This is a genomic window from Burkholderia sp. BCC0044 (assembly GCF_902832955.1).
Lineage (GTDB): Bacteria > Pseudomonadota > Gammaproteobacteria > Burkholderiales > Burkholderiaceae > Burkholderia.
This window is the reverse complement of record NZ_CADFDO010000006.1, coordinates 32,386-56,033: the sequence shown is the minus strand read 5'-3', so window position 1 is coordinate 56,033 and position 23,648 is coordinate 32,386. Positions and strand designations below refer to the sequence as shown.

At 66.4% G+C, this 23,648-nt stretch carries 23 protein-coding genes; 10 read left to right on the top strand and 13 right to left on the bottom strand.

The window, feature by feature from the left end; genetic code table 11:
- Nucleotides 1–197: 197 nt before the first annotated feature.
- The 10 genes from HWX14_RS30495 to HWX14_RS30450 form a co-directional block, all read right to left on the bottom strand.
- Nucleotides 198–959, bottom strand: a complete 762-nt coding sequence (locus HWX14_RS30495; RefSeq protein WP_175885972.1) for an SDR family oxidoreductase — start codon at nucleotides 957–959, stop codon at nucleotides 198–200.
- Nucleotides 960–981: 22 nt separating this feature from the next.
- On the bottom strand, nucleotides 982–1,563 hold the full coding sequence (locus HWX14_RS30490; protein WP_175885971.1) for a TIGR00730 family Rossman fold protein: 582 nt from the start codon (nucleotides 1,561–1,563) through the stop codon (nucleotides 982–984).
- Nucleotides 1,560–2,318 carry a TetR/AcrR family transcriptional regulator gene (locus HWX14_RS30485; RefSeq protein ID WP_175885970.1) on the bottom strand — a complete coding sequence of 253 codons (759 nt, stop codon included), beginning with the start codon at nucleotides 2,316–2,318 and terminating at the stop codon, nucleotides 1,560–1,562. The genes HWX14_RS30490 and HWX14_RS30485 overlap by 4 nt, the downstream gene beginning before the upstream one ends.
- Nucleotides 2,319–2,519: 201 nt before the next feature.
- Nucleotides 2,520–3,056 (bottom strand): diacylglycerol kinase, encoded by a 537-nt coding sequence (locus HWX14_RS30480; protein ID WP_175885969.1) that lies wholly within the window; start codon nucleotides 3,054–3,056, stop codon nucleotides 2,520–2,522.
- Entirely contained in the window at nucleotides 3,053–4,087 is a 1,035-nt protein-coding gene (locus tag HWX14_RS30475) for a glycosyltransferase family 1 protein (protein WP_175885968.1), read from the bottom strand. Before HWX14_RS30475 ends, HWX14_RS30480 begins: the two co-directional genes overlap by 4 nt.
- 28 nt (nucleotides 4,088–4,115) lie before the next feature.
- A complete protein-coding gene (locus HWX14_RS30470; RefSeq protein WP_175885967.1) occupies nucleotides 4,116–5,054 on the bottom strand; it encodes a UDP-2,3-diacylglucosamine diphosphatase in 939 nt (312 codons plus the stop codon).
- Nucleotides 5,055–5,279: 225 nt separating this feature from the next.
- The gene (locus tag HWX14_RS30465; RefSeq protein ID WP_175885966.1) at nucleotides 5,280–5,786 is read right to left on the bottom strand and encodes an RDD family protein; all 507 of its coding nucleotides are present in this window, start codon (nucleotides 5,784–5,786) and stop codon (nucleotides 5,280–5,282) included.
- A gap of 6 nt (nucleotides 5,787–5,792) precedes the next feature.
- Nucleotides 5,793–6,560, bottom strand: coding sequence for a DUF3106 domain-containing protein (locus tag HWX14_RS30460; RefSeq protein ID WP_175885965.1), 768 nt, complete (start codon nucleotides 6,558–6,560; stop codon nucleotides 5,793–5,795).
- Nucleotides 6,561–6,586: 26 nt separating this feature from the next.
- On the bottom strand, nucleotides 6,587–7,012 hold the full coding sequence (locus tag HWX14_RS30455; RefSeq protein WP_175885964.1) for a DUF3619 family protein: 426 nt from the start codon (nucleotides 7,010–7,012) through the stop codon (nucleotides 6,587–6,589).
- Nucleotides 7,009–7,572, bottom strand: a complete 564-nt coding sequence (locus tag HWX14_RS30450) for an RNA polymerase sigma factor (RefSeq protein ID WP_006478250.1) — start codon at nucleotides 7,570–7,572, stop codon at nucleotides 7,009–7,011. The genes HWX14_RS30455 and HWX14_RS30450 overlap by 4 nt, the downstream gene beginning before the upstream one ends.
- A gap of 355 nt (nucleotides 7,573–7,927) precedes the next feature.
- On the opposite strand from HWX14_RS30450, the gene HWX14_RS30445 reads away from it, so the two are divergent.
- The 6 genes from HWX14_RS30445 to HWX14_RS30420 all read left to right on the top strand — a co-directional run bounded on the left by HWX14_RS30445 (nucleotide 7,928) and on the right by HWX14_RS30420 (nucleotide 14,945).
- The gene (locus HWX14_RS30445; RefSeq protein ID WP_175885963.1) at nucleotides 7,928–9,691 is read left to right on the top strand and encodes an acetolactate synthase 3 catalytic subunit; all 1,764 of its coding nucleotides are present in this window, start codon (nucleotides 7,928–7,930) and stop codon (nucleotides 9,689–9,691) included.
- A 111-nt stretch (nucleotides 9,692–9,802) separates the two neighbouring features.
- Entirely contained in the window at nucleotides 9,803–10,294 is a 492-nt protein-coding gene (gene ilvN, locus HWX14_RS30440; RefSeq protein ID WP_006398781.1) for an acetolactate synthase small subunit, read from the top strand.
- Nucleotides 10,295–10,400: 106 nt separating this feature from the next.
- On the top strand, nucleotides 10,401–11,417 hold the full coding sequence (ilvC, locus tag HWX14_RS30435) for a ketol-acid reductoisomerase (protein WP_034190794.1): 1,017 nt from the start codon (nucleotides 10,401–10,403) through the stop codon (nucleotides 11,415–11,417).
- 127 nt (nucleotides 11,418–11,544) lie between these two features.
- Nucleotides 11,545–12,189, top strand: a complete 645-nt coding sequence (locus tag HWX14_RS30430) for a phosphatidylserine decarboxylase (RefSeq protein ID WP_006491035.1) — start codon at nucleotides 11,545–11,547, stop codon at nucleotides 12,187–12,189.
- 15 nt (nucleotides 12,190–12,204) lie between these two features.
- Complete coding sequence (gene pssA / locus HWX14_RS30425; RefSeq protein ID WP_175885962.1) at nucleotides 12,205–13,077, top strand: CDP-diacylglycerol--serine O-phosphatidyltransferase; 873 nt, start codon at nucleotides 12,205–12,207, stop codon at nucleotides 13,075–13,077.
- A 323-nt stretch (nucleotides 13,078–13,400) separates the two neighbouring features.
- Complete coding sequence (locus HWX14_RS30420) at nucleotides 13,401–14,945, top strand: 2-isopropylmalate synthase (RefSeq protein WP_175885961.1); 1,545 nt, start codon at nucleotides 13,401–13,403, stop codon at nucleotides 14,943–14,945.
- Between the two features lie 93 nt (nucleotides 14,946–15,038).
- Here the strand turns inward: HWX14_RS30420 and HWX14_RS30415 are convergent, their stop codons facing one another.
- From HWX14_RS30415 to HWX14_RS30405, 3 genes are all read right to left on the bottom strand, one after another.
- The gene (locus HWX14_RS30415) at nucleotides 15,039–16,589 is read right to left on the bottom strand and encodes a SulP family inorganic anion transporter (protein WP_175885960.1); all 1,551 of its coding nucleotides are present in this window, start codon (nucleotides 16,587–16,589) and stop codon (nucleotides 15,039–15,041) included.
- Nucleotides 16,590–16,629: 40 nt separating this feature from the next.
- Nucleotides 16,630–17,277: a carbonic anhydrase gene (locus HWX14_RS30410; protein WP_175885959.1), complete on the bottom strand. Its 648-nt coding sequence runs from the start codon at nucleotides 17,275–17,277 to the stop codon at nucleotides 16,630–16,632.
- Nucleotides 17,278–17,662: 385 nt separating this feature from the next.
- Entirely contained in the window at nucleotides 17,663–18,175 is a 513-nt protein-coding gene (locus tag HWX14_RS30405; RefSeq protein WP_175885958.1) for a hypothetical protein, read from the bottom strand.
- A 166-nt stretch (nucleotides 18,176–18,341) separates the two neighbouring features.
- Here HWX14_RS30405 and HWX14_RS30400 point away from each other — a divergent pair, with 166 nt between their 5' ends.
- From HWX14_RS30400 to HWX14_RS30385, 4 genes are all read left to right on the top strand, one after another.
- The gene (locus HWX14_RS30400; protein WP_175886160.1) at nucleotides 18,342–19,601 is read left to right on the top strand and encodes a branched-chain amino acid ABC transporter substrate-binding protein; all 1,260 of its coding nucleotides are present in this window, start codon (nucleotides 18,342–18,344) and stop codon (nucleotides 19,599–19,601) included.
- A gap of 107 nt (nucleotides 19,602–19,708) precedes the next feature.
- Nucleotides 19,709–19,978: a 30S ribosomal protein S15 gene (gene rpsO / locus HWX14_RS30395; RefSeq protein ID WP_006398792.1), complete on the top strand. Its 270-nt coding sequence runs from the start codon at nucleotides 19,709–19,711 to the stop codon at nucleotides 19,976–19,978.
- A gap of 290 nt (nucleotides 19,979–20,268) precedes the next feature.
- Nucleotides 20,269–22,416, top strand: coding sequence for a polyribonucleotide nucleotidyltransferase (gene pnp, locus HWX14_RS30390; RefSeq protein ID WP_175885957.1), 2,148 nt, complete (start codon nucleotides 20,269–20,271; stop codon nucleotides 22,414–22,416).
- Nucleotides 22,417–22,564: 148 nt separating this feature from the next.
- Nucleotides 22,565–23,584, top strand: a complete 1,020-nt coding sequence (locus tag HWX14_RS30385; protein ID WP_175885956.1) for an NAD(P)H-quinone oxidoreductase — start codon at nucleotides 22,565–22,567, stop codon at nucleotides 23,582–23,584.
- Nucleotides 23,585–23,648 lie beyond the last annotated feature (64 nt).

Below are 23,648 nucleotides of genomic sequence, written 5' to 3'. Positions count from 1 at the left end.
CGGCGACATGGGCTGGACCGATAAGGGGCTACATCCGGGTCACGGACAGGGTGTTTAAGACACCTGTCTGAATGCCCGCTAGTAGAGCACGGAATTGTTACGGATGTTTACTGAAACTGTCACGGAATTGTGGAGATTTGTGGTGCCGTGACCACGACGCGTTTTCGATGGCGCGTATTGTTGCGCCGCGCGTCAGCTTAGCGGCCGCCGCCGACGTCGAGCAGGGCGCCCGTCGTATAGGACGCCGCATCGCCGAGCAGCCAGACGATCGCCTCCGCGATCTCCTGCGCTTCGCCCGCGCGGCCGAGCGGCGTCTGCGCGCCGAGACGGGCCGCCCGGCCGGGCTGGCCGCCGCTCGCATGAATATCGGTCTCGATCAGGCCGGGGCGCACCGCGTTGACGCGCACGCCATGCGGGCCGAGTTCCTTGGCCAGGCCGATCGTCAGCGAATCGACCGCGCCTTTCGAGCCCGCGTAGTCGACGTACTCGTTCGGCGAGCCGAGCCGCGACGCGATCGACGACACGTTGACGATCGCGCCGCCGCGGCCGCCGCGGTCGGTGGACAACCGGCGCGCGGCTTCGCGCGCGCACAGATAGGCGCCGAGCACGTTGGTATCGAACATCCGCCGCAGCCGGTCGACCGGCATGTCGGCGAGCGGCATCGACGGCGCGACGATGCCTGCATTGTTGACGAGCGCGTCGAGGCGCCCGAACTCGGCCGCGACGGTGTCGAACATCGCGACGACGTCCGCCTCGTTCGCGACGTCGCCCGCGACGACGCACGCACGGCCGCCCGCGTCGCGCACGGCCTGCGCGGTCAGTTCGGCCGCCGCCGCGTCGCGCGCGTAGTTGATGCCGACGTCCCAGCCGCGTTCGGCCGCGAGCACGGCGGTCGCGCGGCCGATGCCGCGGCTCGCGCCGGTGATGAGGACAGCCTTGCGCTCGGACGGTGCGGTCATCGCGTGCGGTTTCCGGGGACGGTTACTTCGCCGTGTCGGGCGCCCACTTGTCGCGGGCGGGCGGCTGGTAGCGGCGCAGCCGCTCGATCAGCGCGGCGGGTTCCGATTCGACGCACAGCGCGTCGAAATAGGCCGGCCGCATGAAGCCTTCGTCGACCGTATGGCGCAGCAGCGCGATCAATGGATCGTAGAACGAATTGATGTTGTAGAGCGCGACGGGCTTGCGGTGATAGCCGAGCTGCGCCCACGTGTAGACCTCAAAGAGTTCCTCGAGCGTGCCGGCACCGCCGGGCATCGCGACGAACGCGTCCGAGAGGTCGGCCATCATTTTCTTGCGATGGTGCATGTCGGGCACGACGTGCAGTTCCGACAGCCCCGTATGGCCGACTTCCTTGTCGACGAGCAACTCGGGGATCACGCCGACCGCACGGCCGCCGGCCGCCATCACTTCGTCGGCGATTACGCCCATCAGGCCGACGCGGCCGCCGCCGTAGACGAGCGTGAGGTCGGCATCGACGAGCGCGCGGCCGAATGCGCGCGCGGCATCGGCATAGACGGGCCGCACGCCGGACGACGAGCCGCAGTAAACGCAGACTGCCTTCATTGCTTGGCGTCCTTGGCGGCGGCCTGGCCGGTGACGACGGGGCTGCCTGCCGGGCGCGGCGAACCGTCGCGCGGCGGCAGGTAATCGGTGAACTGGCGCTTGGGCAGCTTGCCGGAGACGAGATCGTCGAACAGCTGGCGCGAGCGGCCGCGCAGGTACGGCGCCATGATCGAGATCACGTGCATGCTCACCTGGTGCAGCTCTTCGCGGATCGCGTCCTGGTCGTTGTACTTGCGCGGATGCATCACGTACTGGTACGACAGCCAGTACGTCGAGATCACCGCCATGTTGGTGGCGATGACTTCGATCTCCGCGGGCGTCGCGACCATTTCGGCATCGGAGACGAGCAGCTCGCACATGTCGTGCGCGAAGCGCACCTTGTGGCTGATGATCTGCTTGAAGTGCGTCTCGAGCGTGCGGTTGCGGGCGAGCAGGTCGTTGAGGTCGCGATACAGGAACCGGTAGGTCCACATGAAATCGGCCATGTACTGCAGGTACGACCAGGTTTCGTCGATCGTTGGACGGTGATCTTCGGGGAAGCGCAGCCGCCGTTCGATCTGCTGCTCGAACTGCGCGAAGATGCTGTTGATGATGTCGTCCTTGTTGCGGAAATGGTAGTACAGGTTGCCTGGACTGATTTCCATTTCCTCGGCGATCGTCGTGGTGGTGACGTTCGGCTCGCCGATCTCGTTGAAGAGTTTCAACGACAACTCGAGAATCCGTTCGCGGGTGCGGCGGGGAGGTTTCGCTTCCATGTCGTCCGGCCCTGTGTGTGCCGGACTGGCGGGCGCTGCAATCGATGCTGCGTGATTCGTCCGGCGCGGGTTGCTGTTCTATGTCTAGCGGACGATTATAAACCGGGGTTTCGCCACGCCGGGGCATTTCGTGATCGCGGCGCCGCGCCACGCATGGTGCAGCGCCGCATGCGGACGGGGCGAAAGGCGTTCGTTGGGCGCCTAGAAACCGAGCCAGCCTGCGACGACCGGCCCGAGCACGAAGCCCCACGTCGTCACGCACGCGAACAGCGCGACCGTCACGGCCGCGCTGCCGAGGTCCTTCGCGCGCTTCGACAGTTCATGGCGTTCGAGCGAGATGCGGTCGATCGCCGCTTCGACGCTCGAGTTCAGCAGCTCGACGATCAGCACCAGCAGCACCGAGCCGATCAGCAGCGCGCGCGACGCGGCCGGCACCGGCGCGACGGCGCCGATCGGCAGCATCAGCGCGGCGAGCGTGAGCTCCTGGCGAAACGCGCTTTCCTCGCGGATCGCGACGCGAAAGCCGTTCAGCGAATGCTTGAGCGCGAACCACGCGCGCGTGATGCCGCGGTGGCGCTTGTACGGGTTCGGCGGCAGCGGCGCGAGCCGATCGTCGGGGCCGAGCGGCTCGTGCGGGTGCACGTCCGCGTCGGCGTGCGGCTCTTCCTCGTCGAACGGGCGGTGCCGTGGCGGCGTCGCGGCGGGGGGCGGGATCTTGTCGTTCAGGTCTCGTTTCAAACGGCTGCACCTTCGGCTGGCGAGTACGCGGTCTTCGGCAGCGGCTTCAGATGCGACGCGAACTGCTCGGATGCCGCGCGCCACGAGAAGCGTTCGGCCCACTCGCGCGCGGTCGTGCGTTCGATCTTCAGCGCCTCGAGGCAGGCTTCCTGCAGGTCCTCGTGCATCGCACCGGCATTGCCGCCGCTGAGCACGTCGATCGGGCCCGTGACGGGATACGCGGCCACCGGCGTGCCGCAGGCGAGGGCTTCGAGCAGCACGAGGCCGAACGTGTCGGTGCGACTCGGGAATACGAACACGTCGGCCGCAGCATACACCTTCGCGAGCTCGGCCTGTGACAGCACGCCGAGATAGTTCGCCTCGGGGTAGCGCGACTTCAGTTCCGCGAGCGCGGGGCCTTCGCCCGCGACCCACTTCGAGCCGGGCAGGTCGAGGCGCAGGAACGCCTCGACGTTCTTCTCGATCGCGACGCGGCCCACGTACAGGAAGATCGGCCGCGCGGTATTGAGCACCTTCGACTCCATCGGCCGGAAGATCTCGAGATCGACGCCGCGGGTCCACAGCACCACGTTCGTGAAGCCGAATTTCTCGAGGTCCTGCTTGACGACCGGCGTCGGCGCCATCACCGCGAGCGACGGACCGTGGAACCAGTGCAGGAACTTGTAGGTCGCCGCCAGCGGAATGCCGAAGCGCGCCTGCACGTATTCCGGAAAGCGTGTGTGGTACGCGGTCGTGTACGGCAGCTTGCGGGCGCGCGCATAGCACCGTGCGGCCAGGCCGAGCGGGCCTTCGGTCGCGATGTGCAGCGCATCGGGTGTGAACGCATCGATCCGCGCGCGCAGCTTGCGGTACGGCAGGATCGACAGGCGGATCTCGGGGTAGGTCGGGCAGGGCACCGTGCGGAATTCCAGCGGCGTCAGCAGTTCGACGCGGTGGCCGAGCGCCGTGAGTTCGCGCGACGTGCTCTTCAGCGTGCGCACGACGCCGTTGACCTGCGGTTCCCACGCGTCGGTGACGATCATGATCTTCATCGCGGCATGTCCTGTAAGTAGGGTTGTGTCAGGCGGTGGCCTTGGCCTTGCGCGACGTGGTCTCCGACGGCGCGGTGCGCATCACCGTCCAGTAGACGATCTTCAGTTCGCCTTCCATCGTTTCGACGAGCGCGGACAGGCTTTCGACCCAGTCGCCGTCGTTGCAGTACAGCACGCCGTCGATGTCGCGGATCTCGGCCTTGTGGATGTGGCCGCACACGACGCCGTCGCAGCCACGGCGGCGCGCCTCGTCGGTCATCACGGTCTCGAACTGCGAGATGAAGTTGACCGCGTTCTTGACCTGGTGCTTCAGGTACTGCGACAGCGACCAGTACTGGAAGCCGAGCCGGCTGCGGATCCGGTTGAACCAGCGGTTCAGCACGAGGATCAGCGTGTAGAGCGTGTCGCCGAGGTACGCGAGCCATTTCGCGTGCTGGATCACGCCGTCGAACAGGTCGCCGTGCACGATCCACAAACGTTTGCCCGCGAGCGTCGTGTGGAATGCCTCGCCGCGCACCTGGATGTCGCCGAACGCGAGATCGCAGAACTGCCGCGCGCCCTCGTCGTGATTGCCGGGGATGTAGACGACCTGCGTGCCCTTGCGCGCCTTGCGCAGGATCTTCTGCACGACGTCGTTGTGCGCCTGCGGCCAGTACCAGCCTTTCTTCAGCTGCCAGCCGTCGATGATGTCGCCGACGAGGTACAGGTATTCCGAGTCGTTGTGACGCAGGAAATCCAGCAGGTAGGGCGCCTGACAGCCGCTCGAGCCGAGATGGATGTCGGACAGCCAGATGGTGCGGTAGCGATGGGCGGACGGCTCGGGGTCCTCGTGCTGGGTGGTATGCGCGACGGGCGGCTTGTGCGACACCACGCCGTCGGTTGCCCCCGAGCCGGACAGGAACGCAGTGGCGGCGCGGGCGCCGATGGGGTGACGAAACAGTGAGGTCGCGGACGTTTTCTGGCCCATGCATGACTCGCGCCGGTTGACATTACCGGCATTCCGCCATGCGGGCGTGACTGTGCCATGACAGTCACGAGACGTTCTTATTACGCCCGTTGAAGGATGTTTAGCAGTGAATCAGCGGGCGTTGCGTAATCTGCCGCACTGAACCGCCGACGCTTGTCGGGCAAGGCCGTCCGGCTGGAGGGAAGGGCGCCGGGCGAGCGGCTTTCGTCTGGCGAATGCGCCGCGTCAGCGCGGTATCGCGACGACGCGGGTGCGCGCGATCCGGTCGTGCGGGAACTGGCGGCCGGCGTGCAACCGGGCGGCGCCGGCCCACACGACGATCCATGCGGCGGTGAGCGCGAGCGTGACCGGTACCGACAGGCCGAGCAGCGGGTGCAGCGCGAGCGGCGGCAGGAACCACAGCCAGCCGAGCGCGTAGCGGACGAGCGCGTGGCCGGCGCTCAGCGGCCGGCCGTTCGACGATTCGAGCCGCAGCCGCCAGGTTTTCATCGGCAGCGTCTGGCCGCCGTGCGTCCAGAACCACACGAAATACGCGCCGACGACGAGCGCGATCCACGCGGCAAGCAGGTTGTGATGGACGAGGCCGTTGCGTTGCTGGGTCGCGAGGCTGAACGCGAGCCCGGCGAAGAACACGACGCCGAACAGCAGCACGCCTTCGTAGAGCAGCGCGGCGAGGCGCCGCCGCACGGACGGCGCGGCGGCCGGGGTCTCGGGCGCGCGGGCGTTCGTCACGGCCGCTCAGGAGCCCTTGAACAGCGAAGGCGCGTCGGCGGGCGACACCGGCGCCACGGCGGCCGGTGCGGACGCGGCGCCGGACGTCGACGACGCGGGCACCGGCTGCGCGGCCGTGCCGGCCGAGGCGGGCGCCGGGGCGGCGGCCGCGCCGCTCGCCCCGTGTTCGTGCGAGTTGACGAGGCGGCGGACGTCGCGGTCGGCGACGGTCGGCGGCGCGCTGACGACGCTCGGCTTGCGGCGGCGCTCGGCGGCGGCAAGCCGCTCCTTCTGCTCCTCGGGGAGTTGCTGGTAGGCCTTCCACGCGCGCTCGCGCGCCTGCGCGGACAGCTCCTTCGCGCTCTGGTAGTTCTCGCGCGCGACGCGGCGCTGCTCGGGCGTCATCTTCGCCCATTCGGTCATGCGTTCCTGCAGGCGCTTCTGGTCATCTGGCGACAACTTCGCGAAACGCGATGCGATCTTCAGCCATTTGCGCTTGCGGGCGTCGCTGAAGCCGTCCCACTGGTCGGCGAACGGCGCGAGCGCCGCGTGCTGCGCCGGCGTGAGGCGGGCCCACGACAGCGGGCCGGCGGCGGCCGGCAGCGGCAGCGGAATGGGCAGCGGCGGGAGTTCGGTGGTCAGCCCGGTCGCGGTCGACGCAGGCGCGGCGGAGCTGGTGGTCGCGACGGGCGCCGTCGCGGGGGCCGGGTGGAATCGGGGATACGTGGCGACGTAGGAAACGGCGATCGCGATCACGCATCCGAAAAATACGGCCAGGCCGCGCTTCTGACTCACCCGTGCGATCCCCTCGTTATTGTCTGTTAGTGAGCGCGCGAAAGATACGCGTTGAACCCGTGGTCGAGATACGCGTTGAGCGGCAGGTCGTCGCTGAGCATCGCCGCGTCGATGTCGGCGAGTTCGGCGGTGCGCTGCATGTCTTCCCAGTACGCGATGCCGACGAGCCCCGCGAGCAGCAACGCGAGCGGCCATGCGCGCAGCAGGCGGCGCGCGAACGACGTGGGCGGGCGGTTCGCGGGCGTCGGGCCGTAGGCGCCGGCCGCACCGGCGAAGGCCGGCACGAACACCGGCGCGGTCGCGGCCTCGGGCTTCTTGCGCGCGAGCGCGGCCCGGCGGGCGACGGCCAGCCGATCGGTGGTCGCGGCAGGCAGGGCGGCCGCGCGCTCGTCCAGCGCGCGGCGCACCTTCAGCGCGAATTCGTGTTCTCGGTTTGCGGGAGCGAAGCTCATAGCGTGATTCCTTTGGCCTTGAGCGCTTGCGCCAGGGTATGAGTGGCTCGCGAGCAGTGCGTCTTGACGCTGCCCTCGGAGCACCCCATTGCGGCGGCAGTCTCGGCGACATCCATATCTTCCCAATAACGCATCAGGAACGCTTCCCGTTGACGCGCCGGAAGCTTCTGGATTTCTTCGTCGATCAGGGCCAGAACCTGCTCTCTTTCGAGGCGGTGCTCGCTGCTTTCGACGCCCGCGTTGTCGTCCGCGGATTCGAGCGTTTCGAGCGGGTCGAAGTCGTCGTCGTCGGTGTTGTTCAGCGACGAGAAGAGCGTCACCCACGTGTTGCGGACCTTCTGCCGGCGGAACCAGTCGTGGATCGCGTTCTGCAGGATCCGCTGAAAAAGCAGCGGCAGCTCGGCCGACGGCCGGTCGCCGTACTTTTCGGCGAGCTTGATCATCGCGTCCTGCACGATGTCGAGCGACGCATCGTCGTCACGCACGGCGTACGCAGCCTGCTTGAACGCGCGCCTTTCGACGCCCGCCAGAAAGTCGGCGAGTTCCTTGTCTGATGCCATTCCGTGAAGGTATGCGCTGCGGCCCGCTGCGTGGTGTAAAAGGTCGAAAAATTTCGTAAAACCCGCGGATGCTATCAAATTTTCGTGCGGCTTGGCAGCGGGTCGGGCGCCGCACGTTGCACGCGAGCCGCGCCGACGGGGCGCCGGGCGGCGCGCATGATGCGCTGCGGGATATTTTGCTTGACGGCCCCATCGCGACCGGCTATCGTCAGCGATTCGCAACATGAAGTGATGGTCTCATTTGAGGCTGGCCCAAGAAGCCCGCCCTTCAAACTGGACGCGCCGCTTGAACCCGAGCCACAAGCCCGGCAGAGAGCACCCGATCAATTTTTTGCCGAAAATTCGAAAGGTCAAAATGAACATGCCCAGCGCGGAATTCTCCACGTCGGAACCCCTTTCCCCTCCCGATAGCGACTCCATCGGCGGCACCGTGCTCATGAAGGCGCTGGCCGACGAAAACGTCGAATTCATCTGGGGCTACCCCGGCGGCTCGGTTCTCTATATCTACGACGAGCTGTACAAGCAGGACAAGATTCAGCACGTGCTGGTGCGCCATGAACAGGCGGCCGTGCACGCAGCCGATGCGTATGCGCGCTCCACCGGCAATGTCGGCGTCTGTCTCGTGACGTCCGGCCCCGGCGTCACCAATGCGGTGACCGGCATCGCAACGGCCTACATGGATTCGATCCCGATGGTCGTGATCAGCGGCCAGGTGCCCACGGCCGCGATCGGCCAGGACGCGTTCCAGGAATGCGACACCGTCGGCATCACGCGTCCGTGCGTGAAGCACAACTTCCTCGTGAAGGACGTGCGCGACCTCGCGGAAACCGTCAAGAAGGCGTTCTATATCGCCCGCACCGGCCGTCCGGGCCCGGTGCTGATCGACATCCCGAAGGACATCTCGAAGACGCCGTGCCAGTACGAGCCGGTGAAGAGCGTGTCGCTGCGTTCGTACAATCCCGTCACGAAGGGCCATTCGGGCCAGATCCGCAAGGCCGTGTCGCTGCTGCTGACGGCCAAGCGCCCGTACATCTACACGGGTGGCGGCATCATCCTCGCCGACGCGTCGCGCGAGCTGAACCAGTTCGCGGACCTGCTCGGCTACCCGGTCACGAACACGCTGATGGGCCTCGGCGGCTATCGCGCGTCGGACAAGAAATTCCTCGGCATGCTCGGCATGCACGGCACCTACGAAGCGAACATGGCGATGCAGCACTGCGACGTGCTGATCGCGATCGGCGCCCGCTTCGACGACCGCGTGATCGGCGACCCGGCGCACTTCGCGTCGCGCCCGCGCAAGATCATTCACATCGACATCGACCCGTCGTCGATCTCGAAGCGCGTGAAGGTCGACATCCCGATCGTCGGCGACGTGAAGGAAGTGCTGAAGGAGCTGATCGAGCAACTGCAGACGGCCGAGCATGGCCCCGACACCGAGGCGCTCGCGCAATGGTGGAAGGACATCGAGGGCTGGCGCGCGAAGGACTGCCTGAAGTTCGACCGTGAAAGCGAGATCATCAAGCCGCAGTACGTGGTCGAGAAGGCGTGGGAGCTGACGGACGGCAATGCGTTCGTGTGCTCGGACGTCGGCCAGCACCAGATGTGGGCCGCGCAGTTCTACCGTTTCAACAAGCCGCGTCGCTGGATCAACTCCGGCGGCCTCGGCACGATGGGCTTCGGCCTGCCGGCGGCGATGGGCGTGAAGATGGCCCATCCGGACGACGACGTGCTGTGCATCACGGGCGAAGGCTCGATCCAGATGTGCATCCAGGAACTGTCGACCTGCCTGCAGTACGACACGCCCGTGAAGATCATTTCGCTGAACAACCGCTATCTCGGCATGGTCCGCCAGTGGCAGCAGATCGAATACAGCAAGCGCTATTCGCATTCGTACATGGATGCGCTGCCTGACTTCGTGAAGCTCGCCGAAGCGTACGGCCATGTCGGCATGCGGATCGAAAAGACTTCGGATGTGGAGCCGGCGCTGAAGGAAGCGCTGCGCCTGAAGGACCGCACCGTGTTTCTCGACTTCCAGACCGATCCGACCGAAAACGTCTGGCCGATGGTACAGGCCGGCAAGGGCATCACCGAGATGCTGCTCGGATCGGAAGATCTGTAACGGCGCGACGCGCGCCCGGCCCGATGCGGCCGCCTTCACGAAGGGCGGTGCGGCACGCGGCGGCGCGCGGCGCGAGTGAATCGACACGGACACATTCTGGAAGAAGCGAACATGAGACACATCATTTCCGTCCTGCTGGAGAACGAACCGGGCGCGCTGTCGCGCGTGGTCGGCCTGTTTTCCGCACGCGGCTACAACATCGAAACCTTGACGGTGGCGCCGACCGAAGACCAATCGCTGTCGCGGCTCACCATCGTTTCCATTGGCTCCGACGACGTGATCGAACAGATCACGAAGCATCTGAACCGCCTGATCGAGGTGGTGAAAGTGGTGGACCTGACCGACGGTGCACACATCGAACGCGAGCTGATGCTGATCAAGGTACGTGCAGTGGGCAAGGAGCGCGAAGAAATGAAGCGGATGTCGGACATTTTCCGCGGCCGCATCATCGACGTGACCGAAAAGACCTACACCATCGAATTGACGGGCGCGAGCGACAAGCTCGACGCATTCATCCAGGGGCTGGACGCGGGCGCGATCCTCGAGACCGTGCGCACCGGCAGCTCCGGCATCGGACGCGGCGAGCGCATCCTGAAGGTGTGATGCCGACATAGCCAGAAATGGCACGCCGGGTGCGCCGTCATGTCCCGGCCCGCAGTACTCCATCCGAACGAATGATTGAATTTTTTGAATTAGCGAAGGAACCATCATGAACGTTTTCTACGACAAAGACGCCGACCTCTCCCTCATCAAGGGCAAGCAAGTCACGATCATCGGCTACGGCTCGCAAGGCCATGCACACGCGCTGAACCTGAAGGAGAGCGGCGTGAACGTGACGGTCGGCCTGCGCAAGGACGGCGCGTCGTGGAGCAAGGCCGAGAACGCCGGCCTGTCGGTCAAGGAAGTCGCCGAAGCGGTGAAGGGCGCGGACGTCGTCATGATGCTGCTGCCGGACGAGCAGATCGCCGACGTGTACGCGAAGGAAGTGCACGCGAACATCAAGCAGGGCGCGGCGCTCGCGTTCGCGCACGGCTTCAACGTCCACTACGGCCAGGTGATCCCGCGCGCCGACCTCGACGTGATCATGATCGCGCCGAAGGCGCCGGGCCACACCGTGCGCGGCACGTACTCGCAAGGTGGCGGCGTGCCGCACCTGATCGCGGTTGCGCAGAACAAGTCGGGCGCGGCGCGCGACATCGCGCTGTCGTACGCGGCGGCGAACGGCGGCGGCCGTGCCGGCATCATCGAGACGAACTTCCGTGAAGAAACCGAAACCGACCTGTTCGGCGAGCAGGCCGTGCTGTGCGGCGGTACCGTCGAGCTGATCAAGGCCGGTTTCGAGACGCTGGTCGAAGCCGGCTACGCGCCGGAAATGGCGTACTTCGAGTGCCTGCACGAACTGAAGCTGATCGTCGACCTGATCTACGAAGGCGGCATCGCGAACATGAACTACTCGATCTCGAACAACGCCGAATACGGCGAGTACGTGACCGGCCCGCGCGTCGTCACGGAAGAGACGAAGAAGGCGATGAAGCAGTGCCTGACCGACATCCAGACGGGCGAGTACGCGAAGAGCTTCATTCTCGAGAACAAGGCAGGCGCGCCGACGCTGCAGTCGCGCCGCCGCCTGACGGCCGAGCACCAGATCGAGCAGGTCGGCGCGAAGCTGCGTGCGATGATGCCGTGGATCGCGAAGAACAAGCTCGTCGACCAGACGAAGAACTAAGCACCACGTGCTGTTCCGGCCCTTCGAGCGGAGGGCCGGCATCAAAAAGCCGTCCGAAGGCAGCAGTGCCCCGGGCGGCTTTTGTTATGCTACGGGCTTTGCAATTCACCGAACACAGAACGAATCCATGAACTATCCTCATCCGATCATCGCGCGCGAAGGCTGGCCGTTCATCGCGATTGCAGCCGTCATCGCGCTGTTGATCCATGCCGTCGGGGGCTTCGGCTTCGCGTGGCCGTTCTGGCTGCTGCTCGTTTTCGTCGTCCAGTTCTTCCGCGATCCGCAGCGTCCGATCCCGGCGCAGCCGAACGCGGTGCTGTGCCCGGCGGACGGCCGCATCGTCGCGGTCGAGACCGCGCAGGATCCGTACGCGAACCGCGAAGCGCTGAAGATCAGCGTGTTCATGAATGTCTTCAACGTCCATTCGCAGCGTTCGCCGGTCGATGGCGCGATCAGCAAGGTCGAGTACTTCCCGGGCGCGTTCCTGAACGCGGCGATCGACAAGGCGTCGACCGAGAACGAGCGCAATGCGGTCGTGATCCAGACGGCGAGCGGCAAGACCGTCACGTCCGTGCAGATCGCGGGCCTGATCGCGCGCCGGATTCTCTGCTACGTCCGCGCCGGCGAACCGCTGTCGCGCGGCCAGCGCTACGGTTTCATCCGCTTCGGTTCGCGCGTCGACGTGTACCTGCCGCTCGGCAGCCGCGCGAAGGTGTCGATCGGCGAGAAGGTCTACGCGTCGTCGACGATCCTCGCCGAGCTCGAGCAGTAAGCGGCGGGGCGCACGATGGCCGCATTCAAACCGCGTCGGCCGCGCAACGGCTCCGGCCAGACGCCACGCCCGTTCCGCCGCAACAAGGTGATGGCGCCCGATGCGGCGCCGCTCGAAAGCCGCCGCGCCGCGCGCCAGCGGTTCCTGAGGACGCGCGGCATCTATCTGCTGCCGAACGCATTCACGACCGCCGCGCTGTTCTGCGGCTTCTTCGCGGTCGTGCAGGCGATGAACGTGCGCTTCGAGATCGCCGCGATCGCGATTTTCGTCGCGATGGTGCTCGACGGGATGGACGGGCGCGTCGCGCGCATGACGCATACGCAGAGCGCGTTCGGTGAGCAGTTCGACAGCCTGTCGGACATGGTGTCGTTCGGCGTCGCGCCCGCGCTCGTGATGTACGAGTGGGTGCTGAAGGATCTCGGCCGCTGGGGCTGGCTCGCCGCGTTCGTCTATTGCTCGGGCGCCGCGCTGCGCCTCGCGCGCTTCAACACGAACATCGGCAGCGTCGACAAGCGTTTCTTCCAGGGGCTGCCGAGCCCGGCCGCCGCCGCGCTGATCGCGGGCTTCGTGTGGCTCGCGACCGACAACCGCGTGCCGATGAAGCTCGGCTGGCTGCCGTGGGTCGCGTTCGCGCTGACGATCTATGCGGGCGTGACGATGGTGTCGAACGCGCCGTTCTACAGCGGCAAGGCGCTCGACGTGCGGCACCGCGTGCCGTTCGCGGCGATCCTGCTCGTCGTCGTCGCGTTCGTGCTCGTGTCGTCCGATCCGCCGCTGATGCTGTTCTGCCTGTTCGTGCTGTACGGGCTGTCCGGCTACGTGTTCTGGGCCTACCAGGCCATCCGCGGGCGGGCGAACCCGGCGCGCTCGTCGCAGCGCGATCACTGACGCCAACACGCGACCTGCCCGGAAACGGCGGCCTCGGGGCCGCCGTTTTCATTTGCCCCTTTTTTGGAGCCGGGCCGCGTCGATTCCCGGGTGCCGTCCGATTGCGCACCCAGCGGAATGCCGCTATAGTCTTCAGCATGACTGCATTTCCCCGCCTCTCCCTCCTTCTAGCCGGTGCGCCGCTACGCGCGCTAGCTTTGGCGCGCCTGCCGCGCTGACCGTTCTCGCCCCCCGTCTCAAGCCTCGTCTGTTGTTGAGCGTCGCCAGCGGTGGCGCGATCTCATTACGTTTGACTTCCGTATAAAGAGCCCTGGAGCCTCCCCATGACAGACAAGCTGATCATTTTCGATACGACGTTGCGTGACGGTGAACAATCGCCCGGCGCGTCGATGACGAAGGAAGAGAAAATCCGTATCGCGAAGCATCTCGAGCGGATGAAGGTCGACGTGATCGAGGCCGGCTTCGCGGCCAGCTCGAACGGCGATTTCGACGCGATCCACACGATCGCCGGTCTCGTGAAGGACAGCACGATCTGCTCGCTGGCCCGGGCCAACGACAAGGACATTCAGCGCGCGGCCGACGCGCTGAAGCCGGCCAACAGCTTCCGGATCCACACGTTCATCGCGACGTCGCCGCTGCACATGGAGAAGAAGCTGCGGATGACGCCGGACCAGGTGTTCGAGCAGGCGCGTCTCGCCGTGCGTTTCGCGCGCAAGTTCACCGACAACGTCGAATTCTCGCCGGAAGACGGCAGCCGCTCGGATCTCGACTTCCTGTGCCGCGTGCTGGAAGCCGTGATCGCCGAAGGCGCGACGACGATCAACATCGCCGACACGGTCGGCTACGGCGTGCCGGAACTCTACGGCAACCTCGTGAAGACACTGCGCGAGCGCATTCCGAACTCGGACAAGGCGATCTTCTCGGTGCATTGCCACAACGACCTCGGGATGGCGGTCGCGAACTCGCTCGCCGGCGTGAAGATCGGCGGTGCGCGCCAGATCGAGTGCACGATCAACGGCCTCGGCGAGCGCGCGGGCAACACGTCGCTCGAAGAAATCGTGATGGCCGTGAAGACGCGCAAGGACTACTTCGGCCTCGACGTCGGCATCGACACGACGCAGATCGTGCCGACGTCGAAGCTCGTGTCGCAGATCACCGGTTTCGTCGTGCAGCCGAACAAGGCGGTGGTCGGCGCGAACGCGTTCGCGCACGCGTCGGGCATTCACCAGGACGGCGTGCTGAAGGCGCGCGACACCTACGAGATCATGCGCGCGGAAGACGTGGGCTGGACCGCGAACAAGATCGTGCTCGGCAAGCTGTCGGGCCGCAACGCGTTCAAGCAGCGCCTGCAGGAGCTCGGCGTATCGCTCGACAGCGAAGCCGAACTGAATGCCGCGTTCATGCGCTTCAAGGATCTGGCCGACCGCAAGGCGGAGATCTTCGACGAGGACATCATCGCGATCGTGTCCGAGGAATCGGCGCTCGCGCACGAGCAGGAGCACTTCAAGTTCGTGTCGCTGTCGCAGCGTTCGGAGACGGGCGAGCAACCGCAGGCGAAAATCGTGTTCGTGGCCGAAGGCAAGGAAGTGACCGGCGAGGCGCGCGGCAACGGCCCGGTCGATGCGACGTTCAATGCGATCGAGGGTGAAGTGGGCAGCGGGTCCGAACTGCTGCTGTACTCGGTGAACGCGATCACGACCGGCACGCAGGCGCAGGGCGAAGTGACCGTCCGGCTGTCGAAGAGCGGGCGGATCGTCAACGGCGTCGGCACCGATCCGGATATCGTCGCCGCATCCGCGAAGGCGTACATTTCCGCGCTGAACAAGCTGCACTCGAAGGACGACAAGGTCAACCCGCAGCGTTCGTAAGCGCCGCGCGCCGCCGCACGCCGCCGCACGCATTACGCAGCCCCGAAACGCCCCGTGCGGCCCTGTGCCGCCGGGGCGTTTTTCATGTGCCGCTCATTCGGCGGCCGGCGCGCGGAACAGCCAGCGGCGCGTCGCCGCGCGTGGCGACGGGTTGCGCCGGCGGAACTCGACGGCGATCCCGCGGCGCGGCGCATCGGCGACGAACGCATCGAGCAGTTCGAGCACGTCGTGATCGATGTAGTCGGCGCGCGTCGCGTCGATGATCACCGCCGCCCGGTCCGGAATGTGCCGCAGGTGGTGCTTGACCTGCACCTTGCCGATGAACGACACGTCCTTGCGGAACGACAGCAGGAAGTGGTCGTCGTGCTGCGCGAGCGTGACGGGGCTCTTCAGGTTCGCGACGGCGACGGCCAGCACGCTGCACGCGAGGCCGAGCGCGATGCCGAACAGCAGGTCCACCGCGAGCACGCCGACGATCGTCGCGGCGAACGGCACGAACGCGGCCGGCCCCTGTTTCATCACCGAGCGGAACAGCGCCGGTTTCGCGAGCTTCAGGCCGGTGTGGATCAGGATCGCGGCCAGGCTCGCGAGCGGGATCAGGTTGATCAGCCCGGTGAGCGCGAACACGCTCGCGAGCAGCAGGATCCCGTGCACGATCGCGGACATCCGGCTTTGCGCGCCGGCGTTGACGTTGGCCGAACTGCGCACGATCACCGACGTGATCGGCAGGCCGCCGACGGCGCCCGCGACCAGGTTGCCGACACCCTGGGCCTTCAGCTCACGATCGGGTTGCGTCGGCCGCCGCTTCGGGTCGATCTGCTCGACCGCTTCGAGGCACAGCAGCGTCTCGAGGCTCGCGACGACCGCCAGCGTGATCGCAACGCGCCATACGTCGGGGTTGAGCAGTTGCGCGAGGTTCGGGCCGAGCTCCGCATGCTTGAGCGATGCCGCGAGCGCCGCGAACGAGTCGAATTCGGGCAGCGTGACGCGATGTGCCGCGCCCGGTGCCGCTGCCGGTGCGACCACGCCGAGCACGAGCGTCGCGCCGATGCCGAGCACGACGACCGCGAGCGGGGCGGGTACCGAACGTACCCACGCGAAGCGTTTGAGTGCCGGCGTGTCCCACGCGATCAGCAGCGCCAGCGACACGAACGCGATGGCCGTGGCGGCCCATGCGACCGGCAGGCCCGGCCAGTTCGCAAACGATTGCGTGACCTGGCCGCCAAGGCCGAAGGCGAACGGAATCTGCTTGACGATCAGCAACAGGCCGATCGCGGCGAGCATGCCCTTGATGACGGGCGACGGCACGTAGGCGGCGAAGCGGCCGGCGCGCAGCATGCCGAAGCCGAACTGCAGCACGCCGGACAGCAGCACCGCGAGCAGGAACGCGGAGAAGCTGCCGAGTTGAGCGATCCCTTCGACGACGATCACGACGAGGCCGGCGGCCGGCCCGCTGACGGACAGCGACGAGCCGCTCAGCAGCGCGACGACGATGCCGCCGACGATGCCCGACACGAGCCCGGCGAACGGTTCGACGCCGGAGGCGTTGGCGATGCCGAGACAGAGCGGTAGTGCGACAAGGAAAACGACGATGCCGGCGACGATGTCGCGCGGCAGGGTGGACAGGCGCTCGTTCAGTTTCATGGTTGGGGTGGTGTCGTTGACGTGGAGGGCAGGGCTCGGGTCAACCGAGTGCGGCGGCAGTCGCGGCGAGCTCGGGCTGGGGCTCGGCTTCGACCGGCGATGGCGCATAGCCGGAATCGAGCTCCTTCAGGCGGCCGTCGGCGAGCGAAAAGATCCAGCCGTGCACGAGCGGCGGTCGTTCGCGGCCGCGCACGATCGGCGACGCGCGCAGCAGCCGCACCTGTTCGAGCACGTTCAGCTCGGCGAGACGGTCGGCGGCGGCCAGCTCGTCGAGCCCGTCGAGCGTGTCGCGATGGCGTCGCGCGAGCGCGCAGAGCGGCGCGATGCGGCGCGCGACGTGCGGCAGGTCGTCGGGCGGCGGCAGCAGCGACGCACGGACCCCGCCGCACCCGTAGTGACCGCACACGATCACGTGGTCGACCTTCAGCACCCGCACCGCGTACTCGAGCACGCTGGCGGAATTGTCGTCGTCGGGTTGGAACAGGTTCGCGATGTTGCGATGGACGAACAGCTCGCCGGGCGCGCAGTGCGTGATGGTTTCGGCCGGCACGCGGCTGTCGGCGCAGCCGATCCACAGTACGCGCGGGTTCTGGCCGCGCGCGAGCGCGTCGAAGAAGCCGGGCGTGTGTTCGCGCGTCTCGCGGGCCCAGGCAATGTTGGCTACCAGCATGCTCTTGGGGCGGTTCATGAGGACTCCTTTGTGATCAAGACAAATAAATATCGATCGAAATGGCGCAATTGCATGCTTTCTAAATTGAAAGGTTGGATTTTCGACTGATATTAGGGGTATGCCCTAGCACTCCGGGTGGGTTGAAACAAATTGTTTCAAATTGGCTGGGCATAGTGCATGACGTGCACCAGGGCGACGCATGACATGCACTGCGCGTGCCTATTTCCGCGCAGGGGCCCGCATGACGCGGCATTCAGCGGATTGCCGTCGGAATGCCGTTGATTCGGAAAAGTTTTCCGTCTTATTCGCGAAATAAAATAAGGCGGCGGAAAAAAGGAAATGGCCATTTACGCAATAACGCGTGAATGGCCATTGCGATAATTGCGCATCAATGCGCAATCGGTCAGAACAGGTTGCGGCGATCGGGATCGTGCAGCGGGTCCGGCGTTTTCTGCGTGGTGCGCAGGACGCCCTGCGGATCGAAGTAGAAGCTGTACATCATGTACCAGACGTTGTCCTCGAGATACCGGTACGTCCACACCTCGCGCTTCATCAGCGGGAAGTAGGAGGTCTCGACCGGGCGGCCGAAATTGACGAGGACGTCGGTCTTCGTCCACTTGCCGATCTCCGCGCGATAGAACTCGCTCGGCTGCAGCACCTGGCGCACGTTGACGATCCGGTGGGCTGCGTCGACGTCGGCCGCGACCGTGATCTCGCCCATCGGCTGGGTCGGCCACATCAGGCGCTTGCCGCCGCCGGGCAGGTCGTAGATCTCGCGCGGCGGGCCCATGCGCGCGACGATCGCCGACTCGTCCTGGCCGGCCTGGTATTGCTGCCACGGTTGCGCGCAACCGGCCAGCAGCGCGGCGGCGCAGGCGACCAGCACCGGCAGGCGCGCGGGAATGCGAATGCGCATCGGATTCTCCAGAACACGGAAACACGTCCCGTTTTATCACGGACGGCGCGCGATCGCGCATCGCGCGGAAAAAATCGGTGCGGATCGCGCGCTGCCGCGCTTGCGGGCGGCGCGCGTGCCGGCCTATGATCCGCGCTTCTCGGGCAGATTGAAGGGCAGGTGGCCGATGCAGGGCTGGAAGCGGTGCGCGCTCGCGTGGAGCGCGGGATGGATGCTGGTGTCGTCCGCGTTTGCCGGCGGCGAGCCGGTGCGGATCGCGCTGATCGAAGGGATGTCGGGCCCGTTCGCGAACGCGGGCGCGGCGGTCGAGCGCAACCTGCGCTTCGGCGTCGAGCAGGTCAATGCGGCGGGCGGCGTGAAGCTGCGCGACGGCGCGCACCCGCTCGAACTCGTCGTGCTCGACAGCAAGGGCAGCCCGGAGGAGGCGCTCGTGCAGTTGCGCGCGGCCGCCGACCGGCATATCGGCTTCGTCGCGCAGGGCAACAGCTCGGCCGTTGCGGCCGCGCTCGTCGCGGCGCTCGACAAGCTGAACGCACGCGATCCGGACAACCGGATGCTGTTCCTGAACTACTCGGCCGACGATCCGGCGCTGACCGGCGCGCGCTGCAGTTTCTGGCATTTCCGCTTCGATGCGCATGCCGGCATGCGGATGGCCGCGCTCGCGGACGTGATGGCGCGCGATCGTGCGCTGCGCAAGGTCTATCTGTTGAATCAGGACTACAGTTTCGGCCATGACGTCAGCACCCTCGCGCGGCAGGCGCTGGCCGCGCGGCGCCCGGACGTGACGATCGCCGGTGACGAATTCCACCCGATCGGCCGGATCAAGGATTTCTCGCCGTATATCGCGAAGATCCGCGCGAGCGGCGCGGACGCCGTCGTGACCGGCAACTGGGGCAACGACCTCACGCTGCTCGTGAAGGCGGCGCGCGAACAGGGGCTCAACGCGAAGTTCTATACGTTCTACGGCAACAGCCTCGGCGCGCCGGCGGCCCTGGGCGACGCGGGCGTCGGCCGTGTCGTGGCCGTGGCCGACTGGCACCCGAACGCGGGCGGCGCCCAGTCCGACGCGTTCTACCGTGCGTTCCGGACCCGTTTTCCGGCCGCACAGGACGACTACCCGGTGCGGCGGATGAGCCAGATGATCCAGATCCTGGCCGCCGCGATGACCCGCGCGGGTTCGGCCGATCCGGCCGCGGTCGCACGTGCGCTCGAGGGCCTGTCGTTCGACGACGGCTTCCACGCGTCGCGGATGCGCGCACAGGACCACCAGCTGATCCAGCCCCTTTACGTGATGGAAATGGACAAGGCCGGCACGCCGGGCGTGCGCTTCGACAACGAGGGGTCGGGCTACGGCTTCCGGACGGTGCTCGCGGTGCCGGCGCAACGCACGGAGATGCCGTCGACGTGTTCGATGACGCGCCCGTGACGGGAAGCGGCAAGAACGGCATCGAGTTGTGCTACAATGCGCGCCGGTTGTAAGTCACGGCACGGCCATTCTTCCGTGTCCGCCTGTTCAGTTAGAAAGGAAATCACATGTCTGTTGCAGATATCAAGAAGTCGGAAGTCGTTGCTCAGTTCGCCCGCGGTACCAACGACACGGGGTCGCCCGAAGTCCAGGTCGCACTGCTGACCGCACGTATCGTCGAACTGACGGGTCACTTCAAGACCCACGCGAAGGATCACCACAGCCGCCGCGGCCTGCTGCGCATGGTGAGCCGCCGCCGCAAGCTGCTCGACTACCTCAAGGGCAAGGATGCCGATCGTTACCGCGCACTGATCGAGAAGCTGGGTCTGCGTAAGTAATCGAGGCGATTGCCGCCAGCAAGATGCCTGTGTCAGTCCGCTGATACAGGCATTTTGTTTTTGCGCGGTGCGTAGCGTCACACGCATCGCAGGCTGTCCGGCACGTTCGTGCGGGGCCGCCGCCACGACCGATACCGGGGCAGGATTTGTGTCATTCCAGCGCGTCGCTGCGTGAGCGCCGCGCTGGAATGGCATAAAAAACACACCTTGCTCCGGGTGATTCGGTCGGGACGCCGCCGCGCGGGATGGCCGGCGCGGCGAATGAAATGCATGAATACAAAGGAGCAACCATGTCCATGTTCAACAAGGTCGTGAAGGAATTCCAGTGGGGCCAGCACAAGGTGCGCCTCGAAACCGGTGAAGTCGCTCGCCAGGCAAGCGGCGCCGTGATCGTCGACGTCGAAGACACCGTCGTGCTGGCAACCGTCGTCGGCGCGAAGTCGGCGAAGCCGGGCCAGGATTTCTTCCCGCTGACCGTCGACTACCTCGAGAAGACCTACTCGGCCGGCAAGATCCCGGGCGGCTTCTTCCGCCGCGAAGGCCGTCCGTCGGAGCACGAGACGCTGACGTCGCGCCTGATCGACCGTCCGCTGCGCCCGCTGTTCCCGGAAGGCTTCTACAACGAAGTCCAGGTCGTGATCCACGTGCTGTCCGTGAACCCGGAAATCCCGGCGGACATTCCCGCGCTGATCGGCGCATCGGCCGCGCTCGCCGTGTCGGGCCTGCCGTTCAACGGCCCGGTCGGTGCCGCGCGCGTCGCATACATCGACAACGCATACGTGCTGAACCCGACGCGTGACCAGCTCAAGGCATCGAGCCTCGACCTCGTCGTCGCCGGTACGGAGCGCGCGGTGCTGATGGTCGAGTCGGAAGCCGCTCAACTGTCGGAAGACGTGATGCTGGGCGCCGTGGTGTTCGGCCACGAGCAGATGCAGGTCGCGATCGACGCGATCCACGAACTGGTGCGCGAAGGCGGCAAGCCCGAGTGGGACTGGCAGCCGGCGCCGAAGAACGAGGCGCTGATCGCGCGCGTTACCGAGCTGGCGCAGAACGATCTGCTCGCCGCTTACCAGCTGCGCGACAAGCAGGCGCGTTCGGCGAAGCTGAAGGAAGTCTACGCGGCGACGTCGGCGAAGCTCGAGGAAGACGCGCTGGCGGCCGGTACGGTCGCGGCCGACAAGGCCACGGTCGGCAATGTGCTGTTCGACATCGAAGCGAAGATCGTCCGTTCGCAGATCCTGAACGGCGAGCCGCGCATCGATGGCCGCGACACGCGCACCGTGCGCCCGATCGAGATCCGCACCGGCGTGCTGCCGCGTACCCACGGCTCGGCGCTGTTCACGCGCGGCGAAACGCAGGCGCTGGTCGTCGCGACGCTCGGCACGAAGGGTGACGAGCAGATCATCGACGCGCTCGAAGGCGAATACCGCGAGCGCTTCATGCTCCACTACAACATGCCCCCGTTCGCGACCGGCGAAACGGGCCGCGTCGGCTCGCCGAAGCGCCGCGAAATCGGCCACGGCCGGCTGGCTAAGCGCGCACTGGTCAAGTGCCTGCCGAGCGCCGACGAATTCGGCTACTCGATCCGCGTCGTGTCGGAAATCACCGAATCGAACGGTTCGTCGTCGATGGCATCGGTGTGCGGCGGCTGCCTCGCGCTGATGGACGCCGGCGTGCCGATGAAGGCGCACGTCGCGGGTATCGCGATGGGCCTGATCCTCGAAGGCAACAAGTTCGCGGTGCTGACCGACATCCTCGGCGACGAAGATCACCTCGGCGACATGGACTTCAAGGTGGCCGGCACGGAGCAGGGCGTGACGGCGCTGCAGATGGACATCAAGATCCAGGGCATCACGAAGGAAATCATGCAGGTCGCGCTCGCGCAGGCGAAGGAAGGGCGCCTGCACATCCTCGGCAAGATGACGTCGGCCGTGGCGGGTGCGAACACGCAACTGTCGGAATTCGCGCCGCGCATGATCACGGTCAAGATCAACCCGGAAAAGATCCGCGACGTGATCGGCAAGGGCGGTTCGGTGATCCGCGCGCTGACCGAGGAAACGGGCACGACCATCGACATCTCGGATGACGGCGTCGTGACGATCGCGAGCACGAGCAGCGAAGGCATGGCCGAAGCGAAGAAGCGCATCGAGCAGATCACGGCTGAAATCGAAGTCGGCCAGGTGTACGAAGGCACGGTGCTCAAGCTGCTCGATTTCGGCGCGATCGTGAACCTGCTGCCGGGCAAGGACGGCCTGCTGCACATCTCGGAAATCGTCAACGAGCGCGTGAAGGACATCAACGACTACCTGAAGGAAGGTCAGCAGGTGAAGGTCAAGGTGATCCAGACGGACGAGAAGGGTCGCGTGCGTCTGTCGGCCAAGGCGCTGCTGAATGAAGCAGCGGCGGCAGCGCAGACGGATACGCCGCCGCAGCAGTAAGCGGACAGGCGGACCAACGGCCGGCAGTGCGAAAGCGTGCCGGCCGTTTTTTCTGTAGCATCGTTGTGCGGCGCAGCAGCGCCGGCGAGGCGTCCGCGCCGTGCGCCCGGGCGCGCCATCCGATTCCGACCCTGGAGCGATTCTCACCATGAAAGCCATCGAAATCACCGAATTCGGCGCCCCCGACGTGCTGAAGCTCGCGGAGCGTCCGCGCCCCGAACCGAAGCGCGGCGAGGTGCTGATCAAGGTGGCGGCTTCCGGCGTGAACCGGCCCGACGTGTTCCAGCGCAAGGGCGCCTATGCGCCGCCGCCGGGTGCGTCGGATCTGCCGGGCCTCGAGGTCGCGGGCGAAATCGTCGGCGGCGATCTGTCCGATGCGGCGCTGAACCCGTTCGGCCTGAAGCTCGGCGATCGTGTATGTGCGCTGCTCGCGGGCGGCGGCTATGCCGAATATGCGGTCGCGCCGCTGCCGCAGTGCCTGCCGGTGCCGGACGGCCTGACCGATATCGAGGCCGCATCGCTGCCCGAAACGTTTTTCACCGTGTGGAGCAACGTGTTCGACCGTGCGCAGCTCGGCGCGGGCGAGGGCGGCGAGCAGGAGACGCTGCTCGTGCAGGGCGGCTCGAGCGGCATCGGCGTGACGGCGATCCAGATCGCGCATGCGCTCGGCTTTCGCGTGTTCGCGACGGCCGGCACCGCCGACAAGTGCCGCGCGTGCGAGGCGCTCGGCGCCGAGCGCGCGATCGACTACAAGACCGAAGACTTCGTCGAGGTCGTGAAGTCGCTGACGCACGATCGCGGCGTCGACGTGATCCTCGACATGGTGGCGGGCCCGTACGTGCCGCGCGAGCTGTCCGCGCTTGCGGACGGCGGCCGTCTCGTGCTGATCGCGCTGCTCGGCGGCGCGAAGGCGGAGGTCAACCTGAACGAGATCTTGCGCCGCCGGCTGACGGTGACGGGTTCGACGCTGCGCCCGCGCCCGGTGGAGTTCAAGGCGCGCATCGCCGCGCAGTTGAAGGCGCGCGTGTGGCCGCTGCTGGCCGAGGGCCGCATCAAGCCCGTCATCTATCGTGTGCTGCCGGCCGGCGAGGCTGCGCAGGCGCATGCGCTGATGGAAAGCGGCGAGCACATCGGCAAGATCGTGCTCGATTGGGGCGCGACCGCGTGACGGCCCGCGCGGCGGGCTTGACATACGCGGTTTGACCGGTTCAAGCCGCGCGCAGTAAAATCGC